The organism is Glycomyces harbinensis, assembly GCF_900101745.1.
GTDB lineage: Bacteria > Actinomycetota > Actinomycetes > Mycobacteriales > Micromonosporaceae > Glycomyces > Glycomyces harbinensis.
On sequence record NZ_FNAD01000002.1, the window covers coordinates 262586 to 289353 of the forward strand.

Below are 26768 nucleotides of genomic sequence, written 5' to 3' on the forward strand. Positions count from 1 at the left end.
CCGACCGTCCGAAGGGGCGGTCGGCTTCTCCATGCCCGCGGCGGCCGCCGGGGCGCACGCCGAAAACCTCACGGAGCGCTGGGAAAGGACCCCCGGTCTGCCAAGGTACCGGGGGAACCTGAAGCGGAGCTGAAGCGGCAGGCGGTTCAGCGCACGGCGAACGGCCGATCCGGGTTCGGGCCCCCGGTTCTCGAAGGCGCCCGAAGGCCGGCCGCGGGCCCGGTACCCGCGTAAACATCGCTCGAGTGGCGGATTCCCGACAGACAGGAGCGACGCGGAGACGTAGCGTTAAGTCTTCCCTCGCAAAGGAGGTCACGAATGACACGTCGTCTCGCCTTCGTAGCGACCGTCGCCGCGATGATCGTCTCGGTCTCGAGTCCGGCGATGGCGTTCCAGCACGACCGGGTCCAGAATCCGCTGGTGCACTGGGCACTCGACATCGCAGTCCTCGCCATCGTGGTCGCGCCCATCTGGACGGCGCTGCTGTGGGGCCGGGCCAGCAGCAGATGGCTTCTCGTGGCGCTGATCTGCATCGTGCAGGTGCCGGTGGCGATCCTGGGGTTCTCGCCCGAGGCGTCGGCGCTGTTCGCGGGCAGCGGGCTGTTCTTCGGGCTCGCGGTCACGATCGCGGCGATCTGGCACACGCGCCGGGTGACCCGGTTGGAGCGCGTCCGCGAGCGGGCGGCCGTGCCCCGGTAGGGCGGGCGCCGCGGCGCCGAATGGCAGGGTCCTGTGCAGGAAGGATGCGGCCGAAAGGGTCTCACGGTATGAGGAACCGGCGGGCGAGGCTTCCGGAGCCGAGCTCGAATCCGAGGGCGCGGTCGCCGTCGAGCAGCAGCCGCAGTTCGGGGCAGCCCTGGAAGGGGCCGTCGTACGCACCGGTCGCGGGGTCGCGGTAGGCGTGCCATGAGCAGTGGGCTTCGCCGACCCAACCCCAGGCGCGGTGGGTCTCGGCCCCGCCGAAGCGGTACACGCCGACGCTGAGCAGCCGGTCGCCGACCGGCCGCCGGTAGAAGTCGGCGTCGAGCCCCATGACGGGGACGTCGTCGAAGTCGATGTCCGGCAGGGTCTTGTGAAACGCGAAGTCGGTGAGATGCGGGATCTCGCCGGTCTTCTCGGAAGGATCAGTCTCTGCGAAAGCCACGGGCACGCCAGGTCTAACGACCGGGCGTGCCCGTGGTTGCGCTCTGTCCGTGCTTTATGGCCGGTGCCGCTTCAGCTCCGCTTCAGGTTCCCCCGGCTGGCGTTGAAAACCGGGGGGCCTCCCCCGGGCTCCGGCCGTGCTTTCGGCGTGCGCTAGACGCCGAAGAAGACCTCGGCGTCGGCGTAGCGCTCGACCGGAACGGTCTTGAGCTCGTCGGTGCCCTCGTGGATCGGGATGCGCACGACGTCGGTGCCCTGGATCGCCATCATCTTGCCGAAGTCGCCCTCGTTGACGGCCTTGGCGGCCTCCAGGCCGAGGCGGGTGGCGAGCACCCGGTCGAACGCGGTCGGGGTGCCGCCGCGCTGGAGGTGGCCGAGGATGATCGCGCGCGTCTCGATCTCGGCGCGCTCCTTGATCTGCGCCGCGACCCAGTCGCCGACGCCGCCGAGCTTGACGTGACCGAACGCGTCGACCTCGCCGTCCTTGAGGACCATGCCCTCCTGGGCGTGCGCGCCCTCGGAGACGGCCACGATCGTGGCCTTGCCCGCGTCCTTGCGCTCCTTGACGAAGTTAGCGACCTTCTCGATGTCGAAGGCGACCTCGGGGATGAGGGTCACGTTCGCGCCGCCGGCGATGCCCGCGTGGAGGGTCATCCAGCCGGCGTGGCGGCCCATGATCTCCACGACGATGCAGCGGTCGTGCGAGTCGGCGGTCGTCCACAGCCGGTCGATCGCCTCGGTGGCGATGTTCACGGCGGTGTCGAAGCCGAACGTGTAGTCGGTGCCGGAGAGGTCGTTGTCGATCGTCTTCGGCACGCCGACGCAGTTGACGCCGTCGGCGGTCAGCTTCGTCGCGACGCCGAGGGTGTCCTCGCCGCCGATCGCGATGAGCGCGTCCACGCCCAGCGCGGCCATGTTCTTCTTGATGGCCTCGACGCCGCCCTCGATCTTGTAAGGGTTGGTCCGCGAGGAGTGGAGGATGGTGCCGCCCTGGTCGAGGATGTTCTCGACCGAGTCCCAGTCCAGGGGCTGGGTGATGCCCTCGATGGGGCCCCTCCAGCCGTAGCGGAAGCCCACGAACTCGTGGCCGTATTCCTTGCTGCCCTTGCGGACCGCGGCACGGATGACTGCGTTGAGACCGGGGCAGTCACCGCCGCCGGTGAGCACGCCAATGCGCATGCGTCTAACTCCCTAGAGTGAGGACTGTTAACTGGGCGGCCTCATTGCCGAAACACCGCCCAGCCTATATCGGGGCCCCGTGCCGCAGAGCTGGGGTTCGAGGGGGCGTCAGCGGTGGGATTCGGCCGCGGCGCCGGCGGCGCGGCCGCTGCGGACCGCCTCGAGGGCCTTCCAGCGGGCGAGGTTGAGCTTCGCGTCGGTGAGGGCGTCGTGCATGTCGGCGTCGGGGGTCACCGGCAGCTCGGGGCGGCCCAGGTCCTCCCAGCGCTGACGCAGGTCCTTGGTCATGCGGGGCAGCGCGCGCGGCAGCTCGGGCATGGTGCCCCACAGCTGCGCGAGGACCACGTGGTCGTAGGCGCCGATCCAGGCCCACAGCTCGATCCGCTCCCCCGGGTGCGATCCGGTCTTCCGGCGCACCGGCTCGACGAGGAACTCGTAGAGGTCGTCGCGGATCGTCGCGCGGTCCTTCCACAGGGAGCTGGCCGGGGCGGGGAGCTTGTCGAGGACGTTGCGCCGCACCCAGTCGATCGCCCGGGAGGGGTCGAACTCGGTCGACACGGCGTAGTACTCGCGGCCGCGTTCGTCCACGACGGCGATCGAGACCAGCTCGATCGTGCGCCCGTCCTCGATGAACTCGCAGTCGTAGAAGTATCGGTACGCCACGCATCGGCCTTTCGTATGATCACGGGCGGTCTGTTCGGCCCTTCTTGGCCGGCCCCCGTATGTCGCCGGACTGGAGTCGACGCTACGCCATACGATCAGGCGGCCAGAATCTGACCTCGCAATCTGCACATGAGAATCTCGATACCGGACAATCGACGCGAAAGCACGTAGACTCGATCGTACACTCGGCCGACCGACAAGTGCACCGTCTGGACATACGACCCAACGGAGCGTGAAGTTTCCGACACCGAGCCCTGTACAACGACGAAAAAGACAGCGATCATCGGAGGGAACCCGCGGACCCGGGACCCACCGAAGGGGGAGAACTATGGGTGTCAGCCCATCTGAAGACCCGCTTACAGGCGTCGCCATGTTCGCCGGCCTCGACCCGCAGGCACGGCGGCAGATCGCGGGGGTGGCGGTACAGCGCCACTACCGGCGTGGGCACCTCCTGTTCTTCGAGGGCGAGCCGGGCGAGTCGCTCATCATGATCCGCTCGGGCGCCGTCAGCGTCTTCAGGACCGCCGCCACCGGCGAGCGGGCCATGCTCCACGTCGCGCGCGCCCCCGAGGTCCTCGGCGAGGTCTCCCTCCTGGACGGATCGCCCCGGTCGGCCAGCGCGGAGGCCCTGGAGGACACGTCGGCGCTGGCGCTGGCGCGGTCGTCGTTCCTCGAACTGGTCCACGGGAATCCGAAGATGCTCGACGCGGTGCTGCGGTCGATGGGCATGATCGTGCGGCGGTTGACCGAGCAGTCCTCCGACCACGTGTTCCTGGACCTGCCGGGCCGGGTGGCGAAGACGCTCGTGCGCCTCGCCGAGCAGCACTCCTCCCCGATGACGACGATCGAGTTGAACCAGACGCAGCTGGCGGAGATGGCCGGGGGGTCGCGCCAGAGCGTGAACCAGGCGATAGGGATCTTCGCGAACCGGGGCTGGCTGCGCACGGAGGGCCGCAAGATCGTGGTGGTGGACCTGCCGGCGCTGCGGCGCCGGGCGGGCTTCGGCGGCCCCGAATGAGTAAGGTGCGCTAGCCTTCCGCGCCGCGCTCTTTGACCTTCGCGGCGTACTCGTCGACGTAGTCCTGGCCGGACAGCTCCCGGAGGGCGTCCATGACCTCGTCGGTGACGGCGCGTTCGATGAACCGGTCGCCGATGAGGGGCCGGTAGCGGTTGAAGTCCAGCGGGGGCCCGAACTTGATCTTGACGCGGCCGATGCGCGGGATGCGCTTGCCGATCGGCTGGAGCTCACCGGTGTTGAGCATCGCGACGGGCACGACCGGGGAGCCGGTCTGGAGCGCGAGGCGCGCGACGCCGGTCTTGCCGCGGTAGAGGCGGCCGTCGGGCGAGCGGGTGCCCTCGGGGTAGATGCCGAAGAGGCGCCCTTCGGAGAGGACGCGCTTGCCGGTGTCGAGGGAGGCGCTGGCGGCGTCGCCGCCGGCGCGGTCGACGGGGATGGCGCCGACGGCGTTCATGAACCTGCGCACGAACCAGCCTTTGAAGCCGGTGCCGGTGAAGTACTCCTCTTTCGCGATGAACGTGACCCGCCGCTTGACGACCAGGGGCATGAAGAAGGAGTCGGTCACGGCGAGGTGGTTGGAGGCCAGGATCGCCGGGCCGCCTTCGGGCACGTGTTCGAGCCCTTCGACCTGCGGACGCCATACGGCCCACAGCAGCGACCCCAATGTCGCCTTCAACACCCAGTAGAGCACGCGCTCAAGCGTATAGGCACCGGTCAATCCGGCCCACGGCGCGCCCGCCGGGGCGCCCTCGCGGTGGCGGAGGCCGTCCGCCGCGTGCGAGAATGGGCAAGCGGCGCGAAAGGGGACCGCCCCTGCCGATTCCGCGCCCCGTCAACCATCTATCCGGGAGGCGACGTGACGATCGATTCCGAGGAGTTCACGTTCGACCTCGGTTCCGACGCGAAGGCGACCATGGTGCTGTGCCACGGGTTCACTTCGGATCCGGCGAGCATGCGCCCGTGGGGCGAGCATCTGCGCGACGCGGGTTTCAACGTGATCGCGCCGCTGCTGCCCGGCCACGGCGACACCTGGCAGGTGCTGGCGAAAGCGAACTGGCAGCAGTGGTACGCGCGGCTGGAGGCGGCGCTGGACGAGGCGCTGGCGCTCGGGCGGCCGGTGTTCGCGGGCGGCCTGTCGATGGGCGGGTCGCTGTGCCTGCGGCTGGCGGAGCAGCGCGGCGGGGACCTGGCCGGGCTGGTGCTGGTGAATCCGGCGATCTTCGACTCGACGCCGCAGGGCTTCCTGGCGCCGGTGCTGCGGTACGTGATGCCGAGTGTGGCCGCGATCGGCTCCGACTTGAACAAGCCGGACGTGCGCGAGAAGACGACCGCGCGCACTCCGGTGGCCGCGTACGCGTCGCTGCGCCAGTTGTGGAAGGTGACGCGTCCGGAGCTGGCGCGGGTGACGGTGCCGCTGCGGATCTTCACGAGCGCGGAGGACCACGTGGTCAATCCGCGCAACTCCGCGGTGGTGCGGGCGGGCGTGCGGTCCAAGGACGTCGTGGCGACGGTGCTGCCGCGCAGCTTCCATGTGGCGACGCTCGACTACGACGCCGAGACGATCTTCTCCGGGAGCGCCGAGTTCATGGAGCGGCAGGTGGCCAAGACCCGAGGCGTTCATGACTGAGCGCAGCGACGAGCAGGAGAGCAGCGGCGAGCCGGAGAACATTCCGGGCGAGGGCGCGGGCGAGCTGCGTCCCGAGGATGTGGACCGGCGCTTCAACGAGCTGGTGCGGGGCCTGGACGATCCCGGTGCGGACCTGTCGAAGGGCGGTGACGCCGAGGAGTTCGCGGCCGATGCCGCGCCGGCGGCGCCCGCGGACCCCGACGAGGAGCCGACGCTCCTGGAGTTGTGGGACGCGGAGCTCCCCGATGACGACGAGGACGACTACGTGCCGCCCGAGCCGCCGCCGCTGCTGTGGCCGAGCCTGCAGGCGGTGGGCGGGATACTGCTCATCATCGGCGGGATCGCGCTGCTGGTGAACCCTTCGATCGCGCCGCTGGGGCAGAACCCGGGCCGCCTGGTCGGTTTCATCGGGTTCCTGCTGGGCGTGTGGCTGCTCATCAGCCGCCTGCGCCCGGACAAGGACGCGGACGACACCGACGACGGCGCCGTTGTCTGAGGCGGTGTCCCGATGCGGGCCCTGCGGCGTGCGCCGGGCCGGTCACTTCTTGGGCGCCAGCCAGGACAGGATCGCGTCGAGCAGGCCTTCGGCCGCGGCGCCCTTGAACACCTCGTCCGGGGAGCCCGCGAAGGTCAGCGGTGCGACACCGTAGGCGTCGGTGACCGCCTGGGCCTCTTTCGACTGCGCCTCCGACTCGCTCACCACGAGCAGCACCGGCGGGCCGCCGACCGGTTTCGGCGGCTGCTTCGGGAACTGGCGCGGCGACACGAGCACCAGGCCCGCCGCCGGGTAGCGCCCGGCGGCCAGCGCCGCCCAGGACGCGCCTTCGCGGTGTCCGATGAAGACGGCCTGGCGGGGCACGGTGACGGCCGCCTGGACCAGGTCGTGCGCGCGGGCCTCGACGCCGCCCTCGGCGGCGGGGGTGCCGCCCTGGCCGCGGACGCTCACCGCGCCGGCGTACCGGCCGGATGCGGCGATCCGCTTGAGCCACAAGGCGTTGAACGCCGCGGCCCCGGCGGGGTCGCCGGTGCAGCACAGGACCGGGCTCGCTTCGGGGTCGTCCTTGATCTCGAGGTCGAAGAGGTCGGCGGGTTCGAGGAACGCGAACTCGCGCGCGACGGGGGCCGGGGCGGGGGTGCGGGCGCGTCGGACCCAGGCGGAGAGGCTCATTTGGCGGGCTCCTGTTCGAGGGTGTCGATGATGCGGCCCAGGCTGGCGAGGTACGCCTCGGCGTCGACGGCGAGCTGGTGGCGCGGGGAGGCGCCGGAGGGCTCGATCTCGTACTGGCCGGATTCGGAGACGACCTGGCGGCGGAAGTTCGCGGCGCGCTCGGGGTCGCCCTTGCGGACGTGCAGCCAGTGGGCGATGGCGTGGGTCTGCCAGTGGACGATCGGCAGGACGCCCACGCCGGGTTCGACGAGCCCGGCGACGGCGAGGGTCTCCAGGCGCGGGGAGAACATGCGCGCCAGGAGCTTCGGGTAGGGCGAGTCGCCGTCGACGCCGAGGAGTCCGGGCGGGGCGCAGGTGATCTTGGGCCGGTAGCCGGTGGCGAGGACGACCAGGTCGGGGCGCATCTCGGTGCCGTCGGCGAAGGACACGTCGTAGCCGTCGAAGCGGGCGACCTCGCCGCGGCGCCGGATGGAGCCGTCGCCGACGTGTTCGAGGTAGCGGCCGTTGCGGACGGGCTCCTCGCCGGTGGGGCCGTGGTCGGGCACGTCGATGCCCATGCGCGCGGCGAGCCGGCCGGGTCCTTTGAGGATTCGGTCGGTGAGGAAGCGGCGCAGGAACTTCGGGCGGGAGCCCAGACGCGCGAGGGCGTAGTCGGCGGGTTCGCCGCCGAGGTACTTGGGCAGGTGCCAGGAGTCGCGGCGCACGGAGTGGACGCAGCCGGCGGCGTTGACGGCCGCCTCGCAGGCGATGTCGACCCCGGAGTTGCCGCCGCCGACGACCAGGACCTGCTTGCCGCGCAGGCGGGACGCGTCCTTGAGCTGCGAGGAGTGCAGCACGGTGCCGCGGTACTGGTCCTGCCCGGGGTAGGCGGGGAGGTTCGGGGCCCAGTGGTGGCCGGTGGCGATGATGACGGCGGCGTAGCGCAGCCGCCTGGCGGCGTTCCCGGCGGCGGGCTTGACGATCACCTCGAAGCGCGAGCCCTCGACCGGTTCGATGGTGGAGATCTCCGAGCCGTACCAGATGTGCTCGGAGAGCCCGAAGTGCTTGGCGTACGCGGTCAGATAGGTGAGCATCTGCGCCGCGGAGGGGTAGTCGGGCCAGTCGTCGGGCATGGGGAAGTCGGGGATCTCGGTCTGGGACCGGGAGGTGACGAGGTGGGTGTTGGGGTAGAGGGGGCTGTGCTGGTTCTGGGGGTTCCACAGGCCGCCGAGCACGGTGTCGCGCTCGTAGCAGTCCACTTCGAAGCCGTTCTCGCGGAGGTTCTTGACCGCGATGAGGCCGGATGCTCCGGCGCCGATGACGCAGACGGCCTCGCCGCGGTCGTAGGCGGCTTGGGAGGAGTACTCCTGCAAGGGACGGTCTCCTTCAGTGGGCGTTCGCTCTTGTGCCGGACGGCGCCTCCGCGGGGGACGGCGCGCGGGCGGGGATGGGCTCGCGTGCCGCGCGTCGGTCCGGAGGGCGCCGAAAGACTGAGAGCAGATTACCGTGAGCGGGCCTCGTACTTTCGGGGGAGGTAGGCTGCGCCCGTGCTCTTCGAGCTGTGGAAACATCCCCGCCCCGAGGCCCCGGTCTTCCGGCGGGAAGGCCAGGTGGTGGTCGCTTCGCACCATATCGCCCGGCGGGTGCTGGCCGACCGGGAGCGGTTCTCGGCCGCGAACGCCCTCGACGCGGTCGCCCCGATCCCCGCCGCGGCGCTGCGGGAGCTGACGCGGCACCGGTTCCGGCTCCCGGCGACGCTGGCCAACAACGACACCGCGACCCACGGGCACATGCGCGAGCGCTTCGGGGAGGTCTTCGCGCCCGCGAGAGTGGAGGCGCTGCGACCGTGGCTCCAGGGCCTCGCCCGCCGGACCGCGGCCGGCGTCGCGTGGCGGCTGCGCGCGGGCGAGACGGTGGACCTGGACGCGGCGGTCGCCTCCGAGATCCCCCTGGCGGCGCTGGCGCGCCTGCTGGAACTGGACGTCGCGGCGACCGGCGAGGTCAAGCGCTTCTCAAGGGCCGCACTGGAACTGTTCTGGGGCGACCCGTCGCCCGAACGCCAGCTGGAGCTGGCGCGGATCGTGGGCCCGTTCCATGCGCTGCTGCGGGACTGGTCGCGCGGGGCGACCGGAGTGCGGCGGGAGATCCTGGACGAGCACGGCGAGGACGCGGCCACGGCGGCGCTGTTCTTCCTGCTCGTGGCGGGCCAGGAGACGACCTCGCAGTTCCTGACGCTGCTGCTGCACCGCCTGGTCGAGGAGCCCGAACTCGTGCGGTCCGCCCCGGCCGCGGTGGTCGAGGAGGGCCTGCGGCTGCTGCCGCCGATCACCTCGTGGAGGCGGGTCGCCTTGCAGGACACCGAACTGGGCGGCGTCGCCGTCCGGGAGGGCGACTCGGTCCTGGTGTGGCTGGCCGCGGCGGGCACGGACGAGGACGTCGCCGCATGCCCGATGCGGATGGTCCCCGGACAGCGCGGATCGCGCCGGCACCTCGCCTTCGGCGCCGGGGCCCACCGCTGCCTGGGCAGCCAGCTGACGCGGATGGAGGCCGAGGTGGTCGTCGCCGAACTGGCGCCGCTCCTCCCCCGCTGCGAGACGGTGCGGGCCCCGGTGAGCGACCCGAACCTCTCCTTCAGGATGCCGAGCCCGCTCCTGGTCCGCCTGCGCTGAGGGCGTCAAAATGCGTTGCGGTGCGGCAGAAGCGCCTGCGAGGCTGCGGGGATGCGCGAAACCCTGCACTTCCGCCAGCGGGCCTCGGCCTACGTCCTGCGCCGGCGCCCGGACCGGCCCGATGCCGAGGTGCTGGTGATGCTGCACCGCGACGTGCCGGAGGCGGGGGTGCAGCTCCCGGGGGGCGGGGCGCACGCGGACGAGACCGTCGGCGAGGCCGCGGTCCGGGAGGCGGTGGAGGAGACCGGGGTGCGGGGGCTGGTCTTCGGAGAGGTACTGGGCAACAAGCTCATGCGCGGCGCCGCGTACGCCGAGGGGCACCAGGTGACGACCTACAGCTGGCTGCGGACCGACGAGGCCAGGGACGCCTGGGACCACATCGTGGTCAGCGCCGACGAGGACGACGGCCTGCGCGTGCGCTGCGAGTTCCGCCCGGTCGGACAGGCGGGGATCGACTGGGGCATGGACCTGTTCCTCCCGCAGGCGGCGGCCCGTTTCGCGGCGGCCTTCCGGGCTCCGGTCGGCTGAGGAGCGCAGCCCTCCATCGCCGGACGCGGGCCGGGCGGCGCGGCGGCTCGGACCGGACACCGCGTCGAGGATCGCGAGTGCGATGCGGGCGCCGGGGGTAGGGGCGCCCGCATCGCACTGATTTGGCCCTATTGGACCAGATCGATGCCAAATGTAGCGGAGCCCGTCAACACCCGGTCACGGGCGCGGCGCGGCCCTATGCGGGGTCTGCGATGCCGCCGTCGAGGTCGAACCACTCGGCGGACGCGAGGCGGAAGGCCTCGGGGGCGAGGGCGGCGGCCCCGTCGGGGATCCAGCCCAGTCGCGGACCGGGCAGGTCCTTGAGGTTCTCGAACTCGGCCAGGCCGGGCCGGTAGGGCCAGGCGCCGAGGACGACGGCGGCGTCCACGCCGCGCCGCGACAGCGCCTCGAGCGTCAGCGCGGTGTGGTTGAGGGTGCCGAGCCCGGCGCGGGTGACCACGACGGCGGGGCAGCCGAGTTCGGCGGCGAGATCGCGGGCGGTCCAGCCGCCTTCGCCCAGTTGGACGAGGAGCCCGCCGGCGCCCTCGAGGAGCACGACCTCGGACACGGCCGCGAGGACCGTCTCGGCGACGTCGGCGAGCTTCAGCAGCGGCAGGCCGCTGCGGCGCGCGGCGGTGAAGGGCGCCAACGGGTCCGGGTAGGCGGCGAGGGCTCTGGCCGGGGCTCCGGAGAGGCGGGTGACCTCGGCGGCGTCGTCGTCGTCCCCGGTCTGGGCGATCTTGAGGACCTCGACGCTGCGGCCCTGGCGCATGAGGTGGGCCGCCAGCGCGGCGGTGGCGACGGTCTTGCCGACGCCGGTGTCGGTGCCGGTCACCAGGACCGGGCCTTCGAAGGCGATCACGGTGTCAACCTCTCCGTCGTCGGCGGGGCGGCGCGGGGCGACCGCGCCGGAGGGTCGGTGCGGCGCGGTCCTCGCGGTGCGGCGTCGCTCATGAGGCGGCGATTCGGCGGGTCGCGGCGACGACGTCGACTGCCCGCGCGTAGTCCTCGGCCGGGACGCCGGTGTTGACGGTGAGGCGCAGGCGCGAGCGGTGGTCGGGTGTGGACGGGGGGCGGAAGCACCCGACCGCGATGCCCTGTTCGGTGCAGCGTTCGGCCCAGGCGGTGGCGGCGCGGGCGTCGCCGGCGGGCGGGGAGAGGACGCCGGCCGCGGGTGCGGGCATGTCGAGCGCGGCGGCGGCGAGTGCGGCGCGGCGGGCGAGTTCGGTTCGGGCGCTGTCGGATTCGCGGGCGATGGCGAGTGCGGTGCGGGCGCCGGCGATGACGGCGGGGGGCGGGGCGGTGTCGAAGATGAAGGTGCGGCCGGTGTCGTGGAGGTGGCGGCGCAGGACCGCGGGTCCGGCGATGGCGCCGCCGGCGGCGCCGAGGGCTTTGGAGAGCGTCGCGGTGATGACGATGCCGGGGTCGCCGGCGAGTCCGGCGGCGGCGACGCCTCCGGCGCCCTGCGGGCCGATGGTGCCGATCGCGTGGGCTTCGTCGACCAGGAGGAGCGCGCCGTGCGCGCTGGTGAGGGCGTGGAGGTCGCGCAGCGGGGCGGCGTCGCCGAGGACGGAGTAGACCGATTCGACGGCGACCAGTCCCGGTCTCAGGGTCTGGAGTTGCCGTTCGAGGTCGTCGAGGTCGTTGTGCGCGAAGGTGGCCGAGCGGCCTCCGGCGAGGCGGGCGGCGTCGTGGAGGGAGGCGTGCGCGTGGGCGTCGAGCAGGACCGGGCCGGGGAGGGCGGCGAGGGCGCCGAGGTTGGCGAGGTAGCCGGAGGAGTACAGGACGGCGGTCTCGGCGCCGGTGTGGGCGGCGAACTCGGTTTCGAAGGCCTCGTGGTGGCCGGTGGTGCCGCGCACGAGGCGCGAGCCCCCCGCGCCGAGGCCGTGTTCGGCGAGGGCCGCGGCGGCCGCGGCGAGCACGTCGGGGTGCCGGGACAGGCCGAGATAGTCGTTGCCGGCCAGGTCGACCGCGGTGGCGCGGGGCCGCGCGGTGCGGGTGAGCCCGGCCCTGCCACGCAGGTCGGCCTTGCGGGACAGGCGGTCCCAGAGGGCGTGGGACGGCGCGTCGAGGCGGGCCTTCGCGGCGTCGGCGCTCACCCGAGCACCTCGTCGACGGCGGCGTCGAGGGCGCTCACGAGGAGGTCGGTCTCGTCGTCGCCGAGGGTCAGCGGCGGCATGAGGACCACGGTGTCGCCGAGGGGCCGCAGCCATACGCCGCGTTCGCGTGCGGCCCGGCAGACCTCGAATCCGGTGCGTTCGCCGACCGCGGCGACCTCGACGCCGATCATGGTGCCGAGGCGGCGGACCTCGAGCACGCCCGGTTTGGCGGCGACCGGTTCGAGGAGCTTCCCGAGCCGCTCCCCCAGCCGGGCGGCCTGCCCGATGACGTTCTGCTCGCCCATGACGCGCAGGTTCGCCAGCGCGGCGGCGCAGCACAGCGGGTTCGCGGTGTAGGTGTGGCCGTGGAAGAACGTGCGCGGCGCGGTGTCGCCGGGCCGGGCCAGGAAGGCGTCGTAGACGTGTTCGGCCGCAAGCACCGCCGACAGGGGCAGGTAGCCGCCGGTGATGCCCTTCCCGCAGGTGAGGAGGTCGGGGACGATCCCGGCGTGCTCGGCGGCCCACATCTTCCCGGTGCGGCCGAAGCCGGTGGCGACCTCGTCGAAGATCAGGAGGGCGCCGTAGGCGTCGGCGAGTTCGCGGGCGGCGACGAGGTAGGCGGCGTCGTGGTCGAACATGCCGGCGGCGCCCTGCATCATGGGCTCGACGATGATCGCGCAGACCTGGTCGCCGTCGCGGCGCATGGCGGCCTGGAGTTCGGCGATGGCGACGGCGCCGCGGTGCCTGCCGTTGGCGCGGTCGCCGGGCGAGGCGACGCCGATGGTGTCGAGCAGCAGGGGCTTGTAGGCGTCGTGGAAGAGCCGGTGTCCGCCGACGGCGACGGCGCCGAGGGTGTCGCCGTGGTAGGCGTGCTCGAGGCGCACGAACTTGGGCCGGGAGCGGCCGGTCTGGGTGGAGTACTGGTAGGCGATCTTGAGCGCGGCCTCGACGGCGGAGGAGCCGTCGCCGGCGTAGAAGACCCTGGTGAGGTCGGGTCCGGTGCCCTTGGGGGCGAGGGCGATGAGCGCCTCGGAGAGTTCGATGCCGGGGGTGTGGGTGGTGCCGAGGAAGGTCGAGTGGTCGAGCCTGGCGAGCTGCGCGGTGATGGCGGCGTCGATGTCGGGGTGGCCGTGGCCGAGGGTGGTGGTCCACAGTGATGAGACGCCGTCGAGGTAGCGGCGGCCGTCGACGTCGATGAGCCAGGGGCCCTCGGCGCGGTCGACGACGACGGGGTCGTCGCCGGTCCAGGTGGCGTGCTGGGTGAAGGGGTGCCATACGGCGGCCGCGTCGCGGGCGATCCATTCGGCGCTGGTGGACATCGCACGGCTCCTTAGAGGTTTCCCATAAGAACTCTTGGAGGATATCGTCAGAGCGGTGCGGTCGGGAACCGGCCCGAGGATCGGCGCGGACGGGTCCGCCTCGACCACTGTTATCGTTCCGAGGCCGCCTCCGACCGGGCGAAACGGAAGGCATACGCTTTTCCCGGCCGCCCGCCGAACGGTTTGGCCGCCGAGTCCGGACCCATCGCCTCCGTCCGGGTTTTTGCACTTTGAACACAGTGGGACGCTTGACAACCTTCTGCGTCAGCGGCAGACTGGTGACACTTGCGGCAATCGCGGAGGATTGTCACTTACCGCCCCTTCAGGCATCGCTTCCCCAGCGGTGCATGCGGAATGCGGGCCGACGTGCACGGAGCCGGACCACGGCGACCGCCGCGGACGCCTGCGGGCCGAGCATTGGCGCCCACTTGGCAAGGAAGGCCCCGTGTCGAACCAGAACCCCCAGCCGGCGGCGGCCGGTGCCGCCGACGGCGCGGCGCAGGAGGAGGACCGCAAACCGAGATTCTCGGAGGTCTTCGGCGACCGCGAGGCCGCGGCGTTCCTCGGCGCGTACTGCCTCTCCAACATCGGTTCGATGCTCAACCGGGTCGCGGTCACCTACCTCGTCTGGAACCAGACCGGCTCCTCGGCCCTCGCCGCGGCCACCTTCGCGATCAGCTTCGCGCCCTATCTCGGCCTGGCCCAGGTCCTCGGCGCGATCGTGGACCGGTACGCCTACCGCAGCGTGATGATCGTGTGCGACCTGCTGCGCGCCGCGCTCGTCGCCCTGCTGCTGGTCCCGGGCCTGCCGGTCCCGGCGATGATGGTGATCGTCTTCGCCGTCGCCGCGGTCCAGCCCGCCTACAACGCCGCCCGCGTCGCCACCCTCGCCCAGATCCTCACCGGCGACCGCCTCTCGGTCGCGATCGCGCTGACCTTCAGCGCCGGCGCCACCGCCCAGATCATCGGCTACCTCTCCGGCGGCCTGCTCTCGGCCGTCGACCCGCACACGGCCCTCGCGGTCAACGCGGTCCTGTTCGTCGTCAGCGCCGTCGCCATCGTCGGACTGGTCAGGCACCGGCCCTCCGTCAACAAGCGCGAAGAGCGCCGCCACGTGCTCGCCGAGACCGCCGACGGCCTGCGGATGCTGCGCGACAACAAGGTCCTGCGCACGGTCTCGCTCGGCATCTGGGGCCTGTTCGCGCTCACCGCCGTCCCCGAGGGCGTCGCGGTCCTGTGGGCGGCGCACCTCGGCGGCGACGCCCGCACCCAGGGCGTCATCATGGCCGTGGACGCCGTCGGCGCGGTCACCGCCACGCTGCTGTTCACCCGGTTCGTGCGCCCCTCGGTGCGCGACAAGCTCATCCGGCCGCTCGCGTTCCTCGCCCCCGCGGTCCTGGCGGGCGGGCTGCTGGACCCGCCGCTGGCGGGCGTGCTCCTCATCGCCGCCGGCGCGGGCGTCGCGAACATGATCATGGCGCCCATGAACGCCACGCTCGCCCAGTGCATCCCCGACGGCTGGCGCGGGCGCGTCGTCGCCGCCGCGAACTCCGGACTCCAGCTGTCCCAGGGCATCGCGATCGCCGGGGTCGGGCTCGTCGTCGAGTTCGGCGTCCCCGTGCCGTACGTCGTCGGCGTCTGGGGCCTGATCGGATTCGGCTTCCAGTACCTGGTCACGCGCAACTGGCCGACCGCCGCGGAGATCGCGGCGGCCAAGACCGCCGCCGCCCCGGCCGCTCCCGCGACCCCCGCCTGAAGTCCCCCGCGAGGGCGCAGCGCGCCGGCACCTCCAGGGAGTTAGGCTCGCCCTGGCGACCGTCGAGCCCGGGAAGCAACAGGAGCACCAACGTGGAACACGCAAAGACCGTCGAGATGCGCGGACACCTCATCGACCAGGGCGTCTTCGCCCGCGTCATGGATGACGTCCTGGAGTACTCGGGGTCGTACACGATCGACCGCTTCGACGTCGGACGCCACCACACCGACGAGTCCTACGTCCAGCTCACCGTCTCGGCCGAGACCCCCGAGCTGGTCGAGCGGATCGTCATGCGCCTCCAGACCCACGGGGCCAACCCGCTCGAGCCCGGCATCGCCACCCTCAAGCCGGCCGTGCGCGACGGCGTCTTCCCCGAGGACTTCTACTCCACCACCAACTTCGACACCCGGGTCCGCCTCAACGGCGCCTGGATGGACGTCGAGAACTCCGAGATGGACTGCGGCATCATCGTCTCGGAGGACCGCACCCGCGCCTGGACCCTCCCGGTGTCCGACGTCAAGGAGGGCCAGCTGGTCGTCTGCGGCGGCGAGGGCGTCAAGGTCCTCCCGCTGCCCGAGCCCGTGCGCACCGACCCCGAGTCCTCGAACTTCGAGTTCATGAACTCCGGCGTCTCCTCCGAACGGCCGCAGGCGCTCCAGGTCCGCCAGATCGCCGAGAAGATGCGCGAGGTCAAGGCCCGCGGCGAGAAGATCCTGTGGGTCGGCGGCCCCGCCATCGTGCACACCGGCGCCGGCAAGGCCCTCGAAGCGCTCATCAACGACGGCTACGCCGACGTCATCTTCGCCGGGAACGCCCTCGCCGCCCACGACATCGAGTCGAACCTCTTCGGCACCTCCCTGGGCGTCGACCTCGACAAGGGCCACGGCGTGCCCCACGGCCACGAGCACCACATCCGGGCCATCAACAAGATCCGCACCTGCGGCTCCATCGCCGAGGCCGTCGAGCAGGGCGTCCTCAAGGGCGGCATCATGCACGCGATGGTCAAGAACGGCAAGCCGTTCGTGCTCGTCGGCTCCGTCCGCGACGACGGCCCCCTGCCCGACGTCTACACCGACGTCATCGAGGGCCAGCGGGCCATGCGCGCCGAGCTCCCGGGCGTGGGCTTCGCGATCATGGTCGCCACCATGCTCCACTCCATCGCCACCGGCAACCTCCTCCCCGCGACGGTCCCGCTGGTCAGCGTCGACATCAACCCCGCCACGGTCACCAAGCTCGCCGACCGCGGCTCGGCCCAGGCCACCGGCGTCATCACCGACATCGGCCTGTTCTGCGAGCAGCTCGCCGGGGAGCTCGTCGTCGGCTACAAGCGCGACTAGCGCACGGGCGCCAGGGGCGGCCGGGGCGACCCGGCCGCCCTCGCTTTGTCATGAAATAGGTCTGGGCAGCGCTTTCCAAAGCGGGCCGCGCCCGCTATGATCCCCTTACATCGATTCATATCGATATTTAGATTGAATCGTTTCACCGCAGCACACTCCGATAGGAGCACAGCCATGACCCTCACGCCAAGACGGGGACTCCGCCTCCTCGCGGCGACCGCCGGCGCCTTCCTCATGGGAGCCGTCGGCGCCGTCGCACTCCCGCAGATCGGGACCGACGACGCCGCGCACGCCCAGGCCTCTTGCGGCTCCGGCACGCCGCACGCGACCGTCACCGGATCCAGCGGCGCCTACGTCACCAGGGAAGGCAGCACCACCGTCTACTCCGGATCGGACTACCGCGCGGCGGTCCAGGCCGGCGTCGACACCATCTCCAGCGGCCAGCGCGTCGCCGTGATGGCCTCGGGCAACATCGGGGCCAGCACCATCACCATCCAGAGCGGCAAGACCTTCGAGGGCTGCGGCACGATCACCGTGGGCAACCGCTCCGGTCGCGGCGCGATCGAGGCGATCAACACCACCGACGTCAACATCGCGTTCCTCAAGATGAGCGGCAACCCGTACTTCGGGCTGCGGTTCTCGGGGACCAACGGCCTGAAGCTCGGCGACATCGACCTGACGCTCTCGGGCGGCATGGGCATCCGCTTCGACCGGGACGCGGCCTGGAACTACAACGTGACCATGAACGACATCTACGTGTCGGGCGCGGGCAGCCACGCGGTGGAGACCTGGAACATCGACGGGTTCAACATCACCAAGGTGACCGCCCGGAACGTGGGCGAGTCCGGTCTGCTGATCCAGAACTCCCGGAACGGGTGGGTCGGCACCGTCGACGGCAACAACGTCGGGGCCGGGACCGGTTACGCGACCTTCCGCATGGCCAACACCAACGGCCGGCTGTCGAACGGCTCGTACAGCACCAACATCTGGGTCGACAACGTGATCTCCCGAGGGGGCGGGCGCGGGATCTTCTGCGTGTCGCAGTCCGGCGGCGTGGTCATCAAGAACGTCGACCTGGCGAGCAACGGCAACAACTCGGTCTTGATCGAGAACTGCTACAACGTCTCGATCAGGGGCGGGACCGTCAACGGCGGCGGCGAGGTCCGCCTGGCGGCGCGCACGGAGTTCGCGAACAACAAGGACATCTGGATGATCATGACGGTGAACAACACCTCGGTGCGGGAGTCGCCGTGCGGTGAGAACACCAACTGGACGATCTCGGGCAACGCCTCGGTGAACGTGTGCTGACGGGGCGGCACTGAGCGTTGAAGGGCCGGAGCGTTCGCTTCGGCCCTTCGTTCGTCGCTGCCGGGGCCCTAGGGGACGATCTCGCGGTGGCGGGCGAGGTCGGCCGCGCCGATGACGCCGGCCTTGGAGCCGAGCTCGGCGGCGCGGACCTCGGCGACGGGCACCTTGGCCCGGTTGCCGAGGGCCTCTTGGTAGTGCCTGCGGATGGGGTCGAGGAGGAGGTCGCCCGCGTCCACGACGCCGCCGGCGATGAGGATGACGCCGGGGTCGATGAGGTTGACCATGTCGGCGGCGGAGTTGCCGAGGTAGTAGCCGATGGAGTCGAAGGCGGCGAGTGCGATCTCGTCGCCTTGGCGGGCGGCTTCGGTGACCTGGCGGCCGCTGATGGCCTCGGGGTCGCCGCCGGCGAGTTTGAGCAGGACGGCGGCCTTCGCGGGGTGCTCGGCGGCGCCGTCGCGTGCGGCGCGGGTCAGGGCCCGGCCGGAGGCGTACTGCTCGAGGCAGCCGGTGCGCCCGCAGCCGCACGTCCGCCCGTCGGGCATGACGGAGCGGATGTGGCCGATCTCGGCGGCGACGCCGTGGGTGCCGCGGAGGAGGTTGTCCTTGACGACGATGCCGCCGCCGACGCCGGTGCCGATCGTGTAGAGCACCGAGGAGCGGTGCTTCTTGGCTGCGCCGAAGCGGTGCTCGCCCCAGATGGCGACGTTGGCGTCGTTCTCGACCACGACGGGGAGGTCGATGACGGCGGCGACCTTGTCGCGGAGGGGCTCGTCCTTCCAGGACAGGTTGGGGGCCAGCATGACCGTGGACCGGTCCGAGGAGATCCAGCCGGCCGCGCCGATGCCCACGGCTTCGATCTCGCGGCCTTCGCGCAGCTCTTCGACGACTTCCTTGACCGCCTGGATGACGCCGGTGGTGTCGTCCGCCGGGGTGGGGCGCCGGGTCGTTGCGAGGACGTTGCCGTTCTCGTCGACGAGACCGCCGCCGACTTTGGTGCCCCCGATGTCGACTCCGATAGTCAGGCTCACTGCTGTCCCTCCAGCGGTTCACGGAATTGAGGCGTTGGCTGCCACGCGACGCTGCGGGCCACCGACAGACTTTACGGCACGATTAACTCCCGAGGAAATCGGCCGATCCATCCCTCTTGGCGAAGGTAGCACCGGGGCGGGGGTGCGATCGGGCTTAGTTGACAGTGGGCGGCGACGCCGATAGCCAACTTCGTGCCTGCTCGGCTAGGCTGCCGTTAACATCATGGTCCGCCTCACAGTCCCTCTTCCCATAGAAGTTGACCCGCCGGTAACATGAATGTGAGCCACTTTACAAAGCCGTGAACATGGCGTCATGAACGGAGCATTTCCATGCGCGAGTTCGCCGTCCCCCCCGTGGTGACTGTGCCCGACGAAGACAACACCCTCACCGCGCTGTGGGACGCGGCCGACAACCACCCCGCTTCCATTCTCTATATGCGCTCGTTCGACGACGGCGCGACGTGGCAGGACGTCACCGCGCCCGCGTTCCGCGACGAGGTGATCGCCGCCGCGAAGGGCCTGGCCGCCGCGGGCGTGCAGCCCGGCGACCGGGTGGCCCTCATGTCGTCCACGCGCTACGAGTGGACCCTGCTCGACTACGCGATCTGGGCGGCCGGGGCCGTCACGGTCACCATCTACGAGACCTCCTCGGCCGACCAGGCGCGATGGATCCTGGAGGACTCCGGGGCGGTGGCCGCCATCGCGGAGACGCCCGAGATGAAGGACCTCATCGAGGGCCTGGGCACCGCCGTCAAGGACGTGTGGTCGATCGACGGCGGCGGGGTGGACGCGCTGAACGCGCTCGGCGCCGACTCCGGGGTCGACATCGAGGAGCGGCGCACCGCTCGCCGGGCCGACGACCTGGCGACCATCGTCTACACGTCGGGGACCACCGGTCGGCCCAAGGGCTGCATGCTGACCCACCGGAACCTCCTGGCGGACATCCGCAACGTCATCCCCGAGGTGCCGGTCGTGCTCTTCGAGGGCGCGCGGATGCTCATGTTCCTCTCGCTCGCGCACGTCCTGGCGCGGATCCTCCAGATCGCCGGGGTCGAGTCGCGGACGACGATCGCCCACGCCGACCGCTCGAAGCTCACCGCGATCATGCCGGTGGTCAAGCCGACGACCCTGCTGGCGATCCCCCGCGTGTTCGAGAAGGTCTACGCCGGGGCGCACCAGAAGGCCGTGGACGGCGGCAAGGGCCACCTGTTCGAGAAGGCCGCGGTCTGCGCGAAGGAGTACAGCCGCGCGCTCGACAAGCCCGGCGGGCCCGGCCTGGGCCTCAAGCTGCGCCACAAGCTGTGGGACGTGCTCGTCTACGGGAAGATCCGGGCCGCGGTCGGCGGCGCGTGCACCAGCGCCGTCTCCGGCGGCGCGGCGCTCGGCCCCGAGCTGGGCCACTTCTTCCGCGGCGTCGGCATCACCATCTTCGAGGGCTACGGCCTGACCGAGACCTCGCCGGTGCTCTCGCTGAACCTGCCCACGGCCATCAAGGTCGGCTCGATCGGGCGCCCGATCCCGGGCACGGCGCTGCGCGTCGCCGACGACGGCGAGCTGGAGGCCAAGGGCCTCCAGGTCTTCGGCGGGTACTGGAACAACGACGCCGCGACCGCGGAGGTGCTCGACGCCGACGGCTGGTTCTCGACCGGGGACATCGCCGAGATCGACGACGACGGCTACGTGACCATCACCGGGCGCAAGAAGGACATCATCGTCACCGCCGGCGGCAAGAACGTCGCGCCGGGGCCGATGGAGAAGATCATGGACGCCCACCCGCTCATCGCCTACGCGATGGTCGTCGGCGAGGGCCGCCCCTATATCGGGGCGCTCATCTCGGTCGACGGGGACATGCTCCCGGACTGGCTCTCGCGCCGCGGCAAGGACCCGAAGACGGCCATCGCGGACCTCACCGAGGACCCCGAGCTCCTCGCCGAGCTCCAGGTGAAGGTCGACGAGGCGAATGCGACGGTCTCCAAAGCGGAGCAGATCAAGCGTTTCCGGGTCATTCCGGTCGAACTGTCCGAGGACGCCGGAGAAATCACTCCCTCAGTCAAGGTCAAACGGCACGTAGTCATGGAAAAATACTCAAGCGAGATCAACGCGCTTTACGAGAAGGCGCGGGAAGACACGAAGCGATAGCGAGGGTCCATGGGCGAGGAGGCGGTGCTCGAGCGCCAGTGGCGACTGCCCGCCGTCGCGCTGCGGGGCGTGCTGTTCGGGCTCGTCGCCGTCTTCGGATGGGTCGCGGTCGGGCTCGCCGACGCGGCGACCTGGTGCGGCATCCTCGCCCTGGCCGCGCTCCCCGGCGTGGTCCTCCCCCGCCACCGCCTCCTGGCCCCGGCCGGGCGGCTCGCGGAAGTGGCGGTCGTCGTGCTCGGGACGCTCGCCACCGGCGGGCTCCCGGCCTGGATGCTGCCCTACCTGATCGCGCCGTTCGCGACCGCCGCGTTCGACGCCGCGGGACAGCCCGCCGGCGAGGAGGGCCGCTACGCCCGCATGCGGACCTGGGGGCCGCCCGCGCTCGTCGCGGTCGCGGCCGTCGGCCTCATCGCGCAGGCCCCGCGGGTCTCCGGTTACGAGCGCGGCACCTACGTCACGACCGTGGCCGTCGCGCTCGCCTTCGGGCTCGCCTCGGCCGTCGGCGCCTGGTGGCTGCGCCGCTCGCGCACCTCCGACATGCACCACTCGCAGCTGCCGTACGCCGAGGCCGCGGCCCTGCTCACGCAGCTGCGCGTCGTCGCCAGGCAGCTCCCGGGCTCCACCCTCGACCCGGGCGGGATCGCGACCGAGATCGTCGACACCGCCTCGCGCATCCCCGGCGTCGCCCGCGCCGCCGTGCTCTCGGCGGCCTCCGGCAGGCGCCTGGTCGTCCTCGCCCAGCACGCCGACCAGCGCGTCGACTGGGAGACCTCCCCGCAGCTCAACTCGCTCCTGGCCGACGCCTGGGCCGGGCAGAAGCCGCAGGCCGGGCAGGTCCCGCTCTCGCGTTCCACGCAGGGCCCGGTCGCGTCCCTGGTCATCCCGCTCGTCGCCGAGGGCCGCACCGTCGGGCTCGTCGCGATCGAGGCCGACGACCCCGCCGCGTTCGGCCCCGAGACGATCTCCGCCGCCGAGGACCGCACCAAGGGCGCGGCCCTGCGCCTGGAGACCGCGCTCCTGTTCGAGGACGTGCGCTCCATGGCGACCACCGAGGAGCGCCAGCGCCTGGCCCGCGAGATCCACGACGGCATCGCCCAGGAGCTGGCGATGCTCGGCTACGGGATCGACAACGCGATGGCGATCCTGCCGCCCGAGGCCGGGGAGGCCAAGGGCGAGCTGGAGGACCTCAGGAGCGAGGTGACGCGCCTCGTCACCGAGCTGCGCTTCTCCCTGTTCGAGCTGCGCTCGAACGTCGACCGTCAGGGGGGCCTGGCCTCGGCGATCGCGGACTATGCTCGTACTGTGGGCGCTTCCGCCGGGCTCAGGGTGCACCTGTCGCTCGACGAGGGCGGCGCGCGGCTGCCCGCGAGCACCGAAGCCGAGCTCCTGCGGATCGCACAGGAGGCGATCACGAACGCCCGCAAGCACGCGCGGGCGGAGAACCTGTGGGTGACGTGCGAGGTGGACCCGCCGTACACGCGGATCGAGGTGACCGACGACGGTCAGGGGCTCTCCGGCGAAGCGGCCGAGGGGCGCTACGGGCTGGCGATCATGAGCGAGCGGGCCGAGCGGATCCGGGGCTCCCTGGAGATCCGCCCGCACCAGCCGCACGGGACGACCGTGGCGGTCGTACTCAACGCGGGTGCGCGGCCCACCCCACGGGCCGAGGCCCCCCGCCCGGGGTCCGCGGCCTGGGCGGCGGCCGACCGCACTGCGAGAACTGAACAGCCGGCCCGACGGCCCGACCACGGTGGTGGCCGTGGCAGCCAATGAGGAGAGACACGCATGAACGCTGACGCGCTGGAGACGAACGGTCAGACGACGGTCCTGATCGTCGACGACCACGACCTGATCCGCAAGGGCCTCCGGCATGCCTTCGACCGCGACCCCGAGTTCGAGGTGGTGGGCGAGGCCGACACCGCCGCCGACGCCCTGCGGATGGCCTCCTCCCTCATGCCCAGCGTCGTGATCATGGACCTGCGCCTGCCCGACGGGTCGGGTCTGGACGCGACCCGCAAGCTCCGCAAGGCGCACCCGAACATGGGGATCGTGGTGCTGACGATGTACGCCGGCGACGACCAGCTGTTCGGGGCGCTCGACGCGGGCGCCTCGGCGTTCGTGCCGAAGTCGGCCCCCGCGAACGACGTCGTGGCGGCCGCGCGGCACGCGGCGTCGAACCCGACGGCGTTCAGCGCCGCGGACCTGGCCGAGGCGATGCAGCGGCGCCTGACCCCGACGGGCCCGCAGCTGTCCCCCCGCGAGTCGCAGGTGCTCAAGCTCCTCGCCGACGGCCTGTCGGTCGCCGGGATCGCGAAGCAGCTGTACGTCTCGGAGTCGACGGCGAAGACCCATATCTCGAAGCTGTACGAGAAGCTCGGCGCGGGCAACCGCGCGCAGGCCCTCATGACCGCCCTGAAGCTCGGCCTCCTGGAAGCCCCCGACCAGCCCAAGTTCTAGGCCGAGGGTCTAGACCGTCTCCCCGTAGAGCATCCCCCCGAGGCGTCCGGCCTGGCGTTCCCAGGTCCATTCGCTCAGGGCCCATTCGCGACTCGCCGCCCCCAGCCTTCGGGCCAGCGGCGGGTCGGTGAGCACCTGCGCGAGCCGGTAGGTGATCTCGCCGAGGTCGCGGCCGTCGACGACCCAGCCGGACCGGTCGTGCAGGACCGTGTCCGGGGCGCCGCCGGAGTCGCCCGCGATGACCGGCAGTCCGGAGGCCGCGGCTTCGAGGAACACCGCGCCGAGCCCTTCGACGTCGAGTCCGCGCCGGCGGGTGCGGCAGGGCATCGCGAAGACGTCGCCGGCCGCGAAGTGCGCGGCCAGTTCGGACTCGGGCACGCCGCCGGTGAAGACGACCGCGTCGGCGACCCCGTGCTGGCGGGCGAGGGCCCGCAGGCGCTGCTCGTAGGGGCCCTGGCCGACGATGAGCAGCCGCACGTCCTCGCCGACCTGGGCGCGCACGTGCGGGAGCGCCGCGATGAGCGTGTCCTGGCCCTTGCGCGGCACCAGCCGCGAGACGCACACGATCACCGGCTTGTCGCCCAGGCCGTGGCGGGCGCGCACGGGCGTGCCGTCCACGCCGGGGTGGAAGGTCTCGGCGTCGATGCCGAACGTCAGCTGCTCCAGGCGGGTCAGGTGCCCGGCGACGGGGGCGATGCGCCGGTAGGTGTAGTCCCCCAGGTAGGTCATGACGTCGAGCGAGGCCGCGATGCGCCCGAGCATCCCGCGGGTGCCGGGCATGGCCGCCCATCCGACCTCGTGGCCGTGGGTCAGGGCGATCGCCCGCTCGATCCCGGTGTCGCGCTTGAGGCCCGCGGCCAGGAGGCCGAGCGGGGCGGCGGCGCCGAACCAGACCCGGTCGCAGCGGTGCTCGCGGGCGAGGTCGGTGACGGCGCGGGCGACCCTCGGGGTGGGCAGCAGCATCCCGGTCCGGTCGCGGACCACGGTGAAGGGCTGCGCGGCGTCGAATTCGGCCCAGCCCGGTGACGTCGAGGTGTACACCACCAGGTCGTCCGAGGGCAGCCGCAGGGCCATACCGTGCACAAAGGTCTGAATCCCGCCGCGGCGGGGCGGGAAGTCGTTGGTCACCAGCAACGTGCGGCTCATCATGCCCCCTCCATGATCGCACCAGTCTGACACGCCGCGGAGGCGCGTGAGGCGATCCGGGATGACCGGGAAATGAAGGGCAGCGGTCGGCACTCGCCCGCTGTGACGGCGATGGCACACTGGTGCCTATGTTGAGCGGCCAGGCGAGCGGCGACGAGGGCCCGGGAGCGGCGGGTGCCGACCCGTCGGCCGAGGGCGCCCGCGGCGACGGCCCGGGAGGCGCGGAGTCCGGCGAGGGGGACCCCGCCGAACCCGTTGCGGCCGACACGGGCACCGCGGTGTTCCTGACCGAACCGGTGCGGCGCAGGGCCGTCGAGATCGCCGCGGTCGCGATGCCGGGCCTGCCGCCGGGGAAGATCCCGGCCCGGTTGCGCCGCTTCCTCAAGTTCAGTCCGTCCAAGCGCGCCAAGCTCGCCAGGGGCGAGATCGCCGCCGCCCTGTCGTCGGACGCCGGGTTCCGCGAGGGCCTCGCCGGGGTGCTCGCCTCGACCGATTCGCCGCTCGTGGCGGCGATCAGCACCGGCGAGGAGGTCTCGCCGATGGCCGACGCCGCCGAGGTCGCGGCCCTGACGTACCTGCTGCGGCCCGACGGCTGGCGCGAGCTCATCGCCTCCGCCGCCTCGGCGGTCAAGGAGGCGCCGGAGCCGCCGGCCCCGGAGACGCCGGACGAGGCGGCCCTGAAGCGCTTGGCCGCGTTGGAGAAGGAGAACGGCAAGGTCCGCTCGGCGCTCGCCGACCAGCGCGCGGCCGCCGCGACCCTCCAGGAGGAGCTGCGCCGGGCCCGCCGCGATCTCAAGGACGCCGACGAGCGGGCGCAGAAGGCCGCCGGCGACCTGGCTGCCGAGCGCGGAAGGCTCAAGCACCTGGAGGCCGAGCGGCGCTCCGAGCGCCGCCGCCTCGAGTCCGAAGTGGAGTCGCTGCGGTCCTCGCTGGAGCGGGCCCGCAAGACCGAGCGCGAGCACGAGCGCCTGACCTCGGCGCGGCTGTGGCTGCTCTTGGACACCCTCTCGGGCACCGCGACGGGCCTGCGGCGCGAGCTGGGCCTCGAGCCGGCCGCCGAGCGCCCGGCCGACTACGTCGCCGAGGAGTACTGCGCCGAACCCGAGGAGCGGCTCGCCGAGGGCTCGCGGGGACTGGACCCGACCGACCCGCTGCGCCTGGACCACCTGCTGGCGCTGCCGAACCCGCACCTCATCGTCGACGGCTACAACGTGACCATCTCCGCCTGGGGCGAGACGCTGACGCTGGAGCAGCAGCGCAACCGGCTCGTGCAGGGCCTGGGCGCGGTCGCGGCGCAGACGAACGCGGAGATCACGGTGGTGTTCGACGGCGCCGACTCGATCTTCGGCGCCAAGCCCTCGGCCCGCGGCGTGCGGGTCCTGTTCAGCGCCAAGGGCCAGATCGCCGACGACGTGGTGGTCGAACTCGCCCGGGTCGAGCCCGAGGGCCGGCCGGTCGTGGTGGTGTCGTCCGACCAGGAGGTCGCGATGCGGGCGCGCCGCGAAGGGGCCTACCCGGTGCCCTCGCCGCTGCTGGTGCGCTGGCTGCAGCGCAGTTGAGGCGCCGGACGCGGCCGCGTCAGCGCTGCTCGCCGACGCGCAGCATCACCGAGTCGGCGGCGAGGTCGTGCAGGCCCCGGTGGTAGGGGTGGAACAGCGCGGTCAGCGCCGGGAGCACCAGCGACAGCAGCAGCGCCCGCAGGATCGAGCGCCACAGCACGAGGCGTCCGCCGTCGGTCGCCGAGACGCAGGTGATCCGCATGGCCGTCATGCCGAGGGTCTGGGTGCCGACGGCCAGGCTGAAGGAGTAGTAGAGCAGGAACAGGCCCGCGGGGGCCTGGTTGACGTCGGCGAACTCGATGCGCAGGCCGGTGGCCCAGCCGATGAGGTAGGCCAGTGCCAGGCACGCGATCCAGTCGATGAGCACCGCGACGAACCGGCCGATGAGCGGGGCCAGATCCTGTCCTGCGCCGGGGGTTTCGGGGGTCTTCGCGCCGCGTTCGGTCGTCATGGCGCGAGTCTACGACTCGACCCGAATCGCCCCGAGTGCACCGTCGTGAGCAGTGGTTTCTGTCAAACAGGACACGATCTGAATATTGCAAGTAACACGCACGAAACATTTGATTTACGGTGGGGCAATTGATCGCGGTTAGCGTTTCGCCTAATAAGCTTAGGCGTCGACAGCGAGGTCGGCACTTCCGGCGAA

Annotated in this window: 25 protein-coding genes; 13 read left to right on the top strand and 12 right to left on the bottom strand. The window is 71.8% G+C overall.

The genetic code is table 11. The annotated features are described in order from the left end of the window. Positions 1-318: 318 nt before the first annotated feature. Complete coding sequence (locus tag BLQ63_RS04875) at positions 319-699, top strand: hypothetical protein (protein ID WP_091029403.1); 381 nt, start codon at positions 319-321, stop codon at positions 697-699. 61 nt (positions 700-760) lie between these two features. On the opposite strand, the gene BLQ63_RS04880 is transcribed toward BLQ63_RS04875, so the two are convergent. From BLQ63_RS04880 to BLQ63_RS04890, 3 genes are all read right to left on the bottom strand, one after another. Beyond that, positions 761-1144, bottom strand: coding sequence for a hypothetical protein (locus BLQ63_RS04880; RefSeq protein ID WP_143014769.1), 384 nt, complete (start codon positions 1142-1144; stop codon positions 761-763). A gap of 152 nt (positions 1145-1296) precedes the next feature. Beyond that, a complete protein-coding gene (locus tag BLQ63_RS04885) occupies positions 1297-2322 on the bottom strand; it encodes a 6-phosphofructokinase (protein ID WP_091029411.1) in 1026 nt (341 codons plus the stop codon). A gap of 108 nt (positions 2323-2430) precedes the next feature. Then, positions 2431-2985, bottom strand: coding sequence for a polyadenylate-specific 3'-exoribonuclease AS (locus tag BLQ63_RS04890; RefSeq protein ID WP_091029416.1), 555 nt, complete (start codon positions 2983-2985; stop codon positions 2431-2433). A gap of 328 nt (positions 2986-3313) precedes the next feature. On the opposite strand from BLQ63_RS04890, the gene BLQ63_RS04895 reads away from it, so the two are divergent. Continuing rightward, complete coding sequence (locus BLQ63_RS04895; protein ID WP_091029420.1) at positions 3314-4003, top strand: Crp/Fnr family transcriptional regulator; 690 nt, start codon at positions 3314-3316, stop codon at positions 4001-4003. Between the two features lie 10 nt (positions 4004-4013). Here the strand turns inward: BLQ63_RS04895 and BLQ63_RS04900 are convergent, their stop codons facing one another. After that, entirely contained in the window at positions 4014-4694 is a 681-nt protein-coding gene (locus BLQ63_RS04900; RefSeq protein ID WP_091029423.1) for a lysophospholipid acyltransferase family protein, read from the bottom strand. 165 nt (positions 4695-4859) lie between these two features. Between BLQ63_RS04900 and BLQ63_RS04905 the strand changes: the two genes are divergently transcribed. Both BLQ63_RS04905 and BLQ63_RS04910 read left to right on the top strand, forming a co-directional pair. Beyond that, the gene (locus tag BLQ63_RS04905; protein WP_218125063.1) at positions 4860-5630 is read left to right on the top strand and encodes an alpha/beta hydrolase; all 771 of its coding nucleotides are present in this window, start codon (positions 4860-4862) and stop codon (positions 5628-5630) included. Beyond that, entirely contained in the window at positions 5623-6126 is a 504-nt protein-coding gene (locus BLQ63_RS04910) for a hypothetical protein (protein ID WP_091029426.1), read from the top strand. The genes BLQ63_RS04905 and BLQ63_RS04910 overlap by 8 nt, the downstream gene beginning before the upstream one ends. A 42-nt stretch (positions 6127-6168) precedes the next feature. Here BLQ63_RS04910 and BLQ63_RS28260 read toward each other — a convergent pair whose 3' ends face one another. Together BLQ63_RS28260 and BLQ63_RS04920 are read right to left on the bottom strand one after the other, a co-directional pair. After that, positions 6169-6798, bottom strand: coding sequence for an alpha/beta fold hydrolase (locus BLQ63_RS28260; protein WP_091029428.1), 630 nt, complete (start codon positions 6796-6798; stop codon positions 6169-6171). Next, positions 6795-8150, bottom strand: coding sequence for a flavin-containing monooxygenase (locus tag BLQ63_RS04920; protein WP_245680844.1), 1356 nt, complete (start codon positions 8148-8150; stop codon positions 6795-6797). The genes BLQ63_RS28260 and BLQ63_RS04920 overlap by 4 nt, the downstream gene beginning before the upstream one ends. Positions 8151-8324: 174 nt before the next feature. Between BLQ63_RS04920 and BLQ63_RS04925 the strand changes: the two genes are divergently transcribed. Beyond that, entirely contained in the window at positions 8325-9446 is a 1122-nt protein-coding gene (locus BLQ63_RS04925) for a cytochrome P450 (RefSeq protein ID WP_091030180.1), read from the top strand. Between the two features lie 51 nt (positions 9447-9497). After that, positions 9498-9974: an NUDIX domain-containing protein gene (locus tag BLQ63_RS04930; RefSeq protein WP_091029433.1), complete on the top strand. Its 477-nt coding sequence runs from the start codon at positions 9498-9500 to the stop codon at positions 9972-9974. A 196-nt stretch (positions 9975-10170) separates the two neighbouring features. On the opposite strand, the gene bioD is transcribed toward BLQ63_RS04930, so the two are convergent. The 3 genes from bioD to bioA all read right to left on the bottom strand — a co-directional run bounded on the left by bioD (position 10171) and on the right by bioA (position 13392). Further along, entirely contained in the window at positions 10171-10836 is a 666-nt protein-coding gene (gene bioD, locus BLQ63_RS29560; RefSeq protein ID WP_177154796.1) for a dethiobiotin synthase, read from the bottom strand. An 88-nt stretch (positions 10837-10924) separates the two neighbouring features. Further along, on the bottom strand, positions 10925-12073 hold the full coding sequence (locus BLQ63_RS04940) for an aminotransferase class I/II-fold pyridoxal phosphate-dependent enzyme (RefSeq protein WP_245680845.1): 1149 nt from the start codon (positions 12071-12073) through the stop codon (positions 10925-10927). After that, a complete protein-coding gene (bioA, locus tag BLQ63_RS04945; RefSeq protein WP_091029436.1) occupies positions 12070-13392 on the bottom strand; it encodes an adenosylmethionine--8-amino-7-oxononanoate transaminase in 1323 nt (440 codons plus the stop codon). Before bioA ends, BLQ63_RS04940 begins: the two co-directional genes overlap by 4 nt. A 445-nt stretch (positions 13393-13837) precedes the next feature. On the opposite strand from bioA, the gene BLQ63_RS04950 reads away from it, so the two are divergent. The 3 genes from BLQ63_RS04950 to BLQ63_RS28265 all read left to right on the top strand — a co-directional run bounded on the left by BLQ63_RS04950 (position 13838) and on the right by BLQ63_RS28265 (position 17793). Next, complete coding sequence (locus tag BLQ63_RS04950) at positions 13838-15148, top strand: MFS transporter (protein WP_091029440.1); 1311 nt, start codon at positions 13838-13840, stop codon at positions 15146-15148. A 92-nt stretch (positions 15149-15240) separates the two neighbouring features. Further along, positions 15241-16485: an ornithine cyclodeaminase, nickel-pincer nucleotide-dependent gene (locus tag BLQ63_RS04955; RefSeq protein WP_091029444.1), complete on the top strand. Its 1245-nt coding sequence runs from the start codon at positions 15241-15243 to the stop codon at positions 16483-16485. A gap of 174 nt (positions 16486-16659) precedes the next feature. Further along, positions 16660-17793, top strand: coding sequence for a right-handed parallel beta-helix repeat-containing protein (locus BLQ63_RS28265; protein ID WP_091029448.1), 1134 nt, complete (start codon positions 16660-16662; stop codon positions 17791-17793). A gap of 68 nt (positions 17794-17861) precedes the next feature. Here BLQ63_RS28265 and BLQ63_RS04965 read toward each other — a convergent pair whose 3' ends face one another. Continuing rightward, positions 17862-18821, bottom strand: a complete 960-nt coding sequence (locus tag BLQ63_RS04965) for an ROK family glucokinase (protein WP_091029453.1) — start codon at positions 18819-18821, stop codon at positions 17862-17864. Positions 18822-19151: 330 nt separating this feature from the next. On the opposite strand from BLQ63_RS04965, the gene BLQ63_RS04970 reads away from it, so the two are divergent. Genes BLQ63_RS04970 through BLQ63_RS04980 form a run of 3 tightly spaced genes read left to right on the top strand, consistent with a single transcriptional unit; the run spans position 19152 to position 23417 of the window. Then, positions 19152-20960, top strand: a complete 1809-nt coding sequence (locus BLQ63_RS04970) for an AMP-dependent synthetase/ligase (protein ID WP_091029456.1) — start codon at positions 19152-19154, stop codon at positions 20958-20960. Positions 20961-20969: 9 nt separating this feature from the next. After that, positions 20970-22733, top strand: coding sequence for a sensor histidine kinase (locus BLQ63_RS04975; RefSeq protein WP_091029460.1), 1764 nt, complete (start codon positions 20970-20972; stop codon positions 22731-22733). A gap of 12 nt (positions 22734-22745) precedes the next feature. After that, on the top strand, positions 22746-23417 hold the full coding sequence (locus BLQ63_RS04980; protein WP_091029463.1) for a response regulator transcription factor: 672 nt from the start codon (positions 22746-22748) through the stop codon (positions 23415-23417). A gap of 9 nt (positions 23418-23426) precedes the next feature. Here BLQ63_RS04980 and BLQ63_RS04985 read toward each other — a convergent pair whose 3' ends face one another. Continuing rightward, entirely contained in the window at positions 23427-24563 is a 1137-nt protein-coding gene (locus BLQ63_RS04985; RefSeq protein WP_091030192.1) for a glycosyltransferase family 4 protein, read from the bottom strand. 128 nt (positions 24564-24691) lie between these two features. Between BLQ63_RS04985 and BLQ63_RS04990 the strand changes: the two genes are divergently transcribed. After that, positions 24692-26122, top strand: coding sequence for an NYN domain-containing protein (locus BLQ63_RS04990; RefSeq protein ID WP_091029466.1), 1431 nt, complete (start codon positions 24692-24694; stop codon positions 26120-26122). Positions 26123-26141: 19 nt separating this feature from the next. Here BLQ63_RS04990 and BLQ63_RS04995 read toward each other — a convergent pair whose 3' ends face one another. Beyond that, the gene (locus BLQ63_RS04995) at positions 26142-26573 is read right to left on the bottom strand and encodes an RDD family protein (RefSeq protein ID WP_091029468.1); all 432 of its coding nucleotides are present in this window, start codon (positions 26571-26573) and stop codon (positions 26142-26144) included. Between the last annotated feature and the right edge of the window lie 195 nt (positions 26574-26768).

Coding starts and splice junctions, on each gene's coding strand:
- BLQ63_RS04875 (WP_091029403.1), top strand. CDS start 319: ATGACACGTCGTCTCGCCTTCGTAGCGACCGTCGCCGCGATGATCGTC.
- BLQ63_RS04885 (WP_091029411.1), bottom strand. CDS start 2,322: ATGCGCATTGGCGTGCTCACCGGCGGCGGTGACTGCCCCGGTCTCAAC.
- BLQ63_RS04895 (WP_091029420.1), top strand. CDS start 3,314: ATGGGTGTCAGCCCATCTGAAGACCCGCTTACAGGCGTCGCCATGTTC.
- BLQ63_RS04910 (WP_091029426.1), top strand. CDS start 5,623: ATGACTGAGCGCAGCGACGAGCAGGAGAGCAGCGGCGAGCCGGAGAAC.
- BLQ63_RS28260 (WP_091029428.1), bottom strand. CDS start 6,798: ATGAGCCTCTCCGCCTGGGTCCGACGCGCCCGCACCCCCGCCCCGGCC.
- BLQ63_RS04930 (WP_091029433.1), top strand. CDS start 9,498: ATGCGCGAAACCCTGCACTTCCGCCAGCGGGCCTCGGCCTACGTCCTG.
- bioA (WP_091029436.1), bottom strand. CDS start 13,392: ATGTCCACCAGCGCCGAATGGATCGCCCGCGACGCGGCCGCCGTATGG.
- BLQ63_RS28265 (WP_091029448.1), top strand. CDS start 16,660: ATGACCCTCACGCCAAGACGGGGACTCCGCCTCCTCGCGGCGACCGCC.
- BLQ63_RS04970 (WP_091029456.1), top strand. CDS start 19,152: ATGCGCGAGTTCGCCGTCCCCCCCGTGGTGACTGTGCCCGACGAAGAC.
- BLQ63_RS04975 (WP_091029460.1), top strand. CDS start 20,970: ATGGGCGAGGAGGCGGTGCTCGAGCGCCAGTGGCGACTGCCCGCCGTC.
- BLQ63_RS04980 (WP_091029463.1), top strand. CDS start 22,746: ATGAACGCTGACGCGCTGGAGACGAACGGTCAGACGACGGTCCTGATC.
- BLQ63_RS04985 (WP_091030192.1), bottom strand. CDS start 24,563: ATGAGCCGCACGTTGCTGGTGACCAACGACTTCCCGCCCCGCCGCGGC.
- BLQ63_RS04990 (WP_091029466.1), top strand. CDS start 24,692: ATGTTGAGCGGCCAGGCGAGCGGCGACGAGGGCCCGGGAGCGGCGGGT.
- BLQ63_RS04995 (WP_091029468.1), bottom strand. CDS start 26,573: ATGACGACCGAACGCGGCGCGAAGACCCCCGAAACCCCCGGCGCAGGA.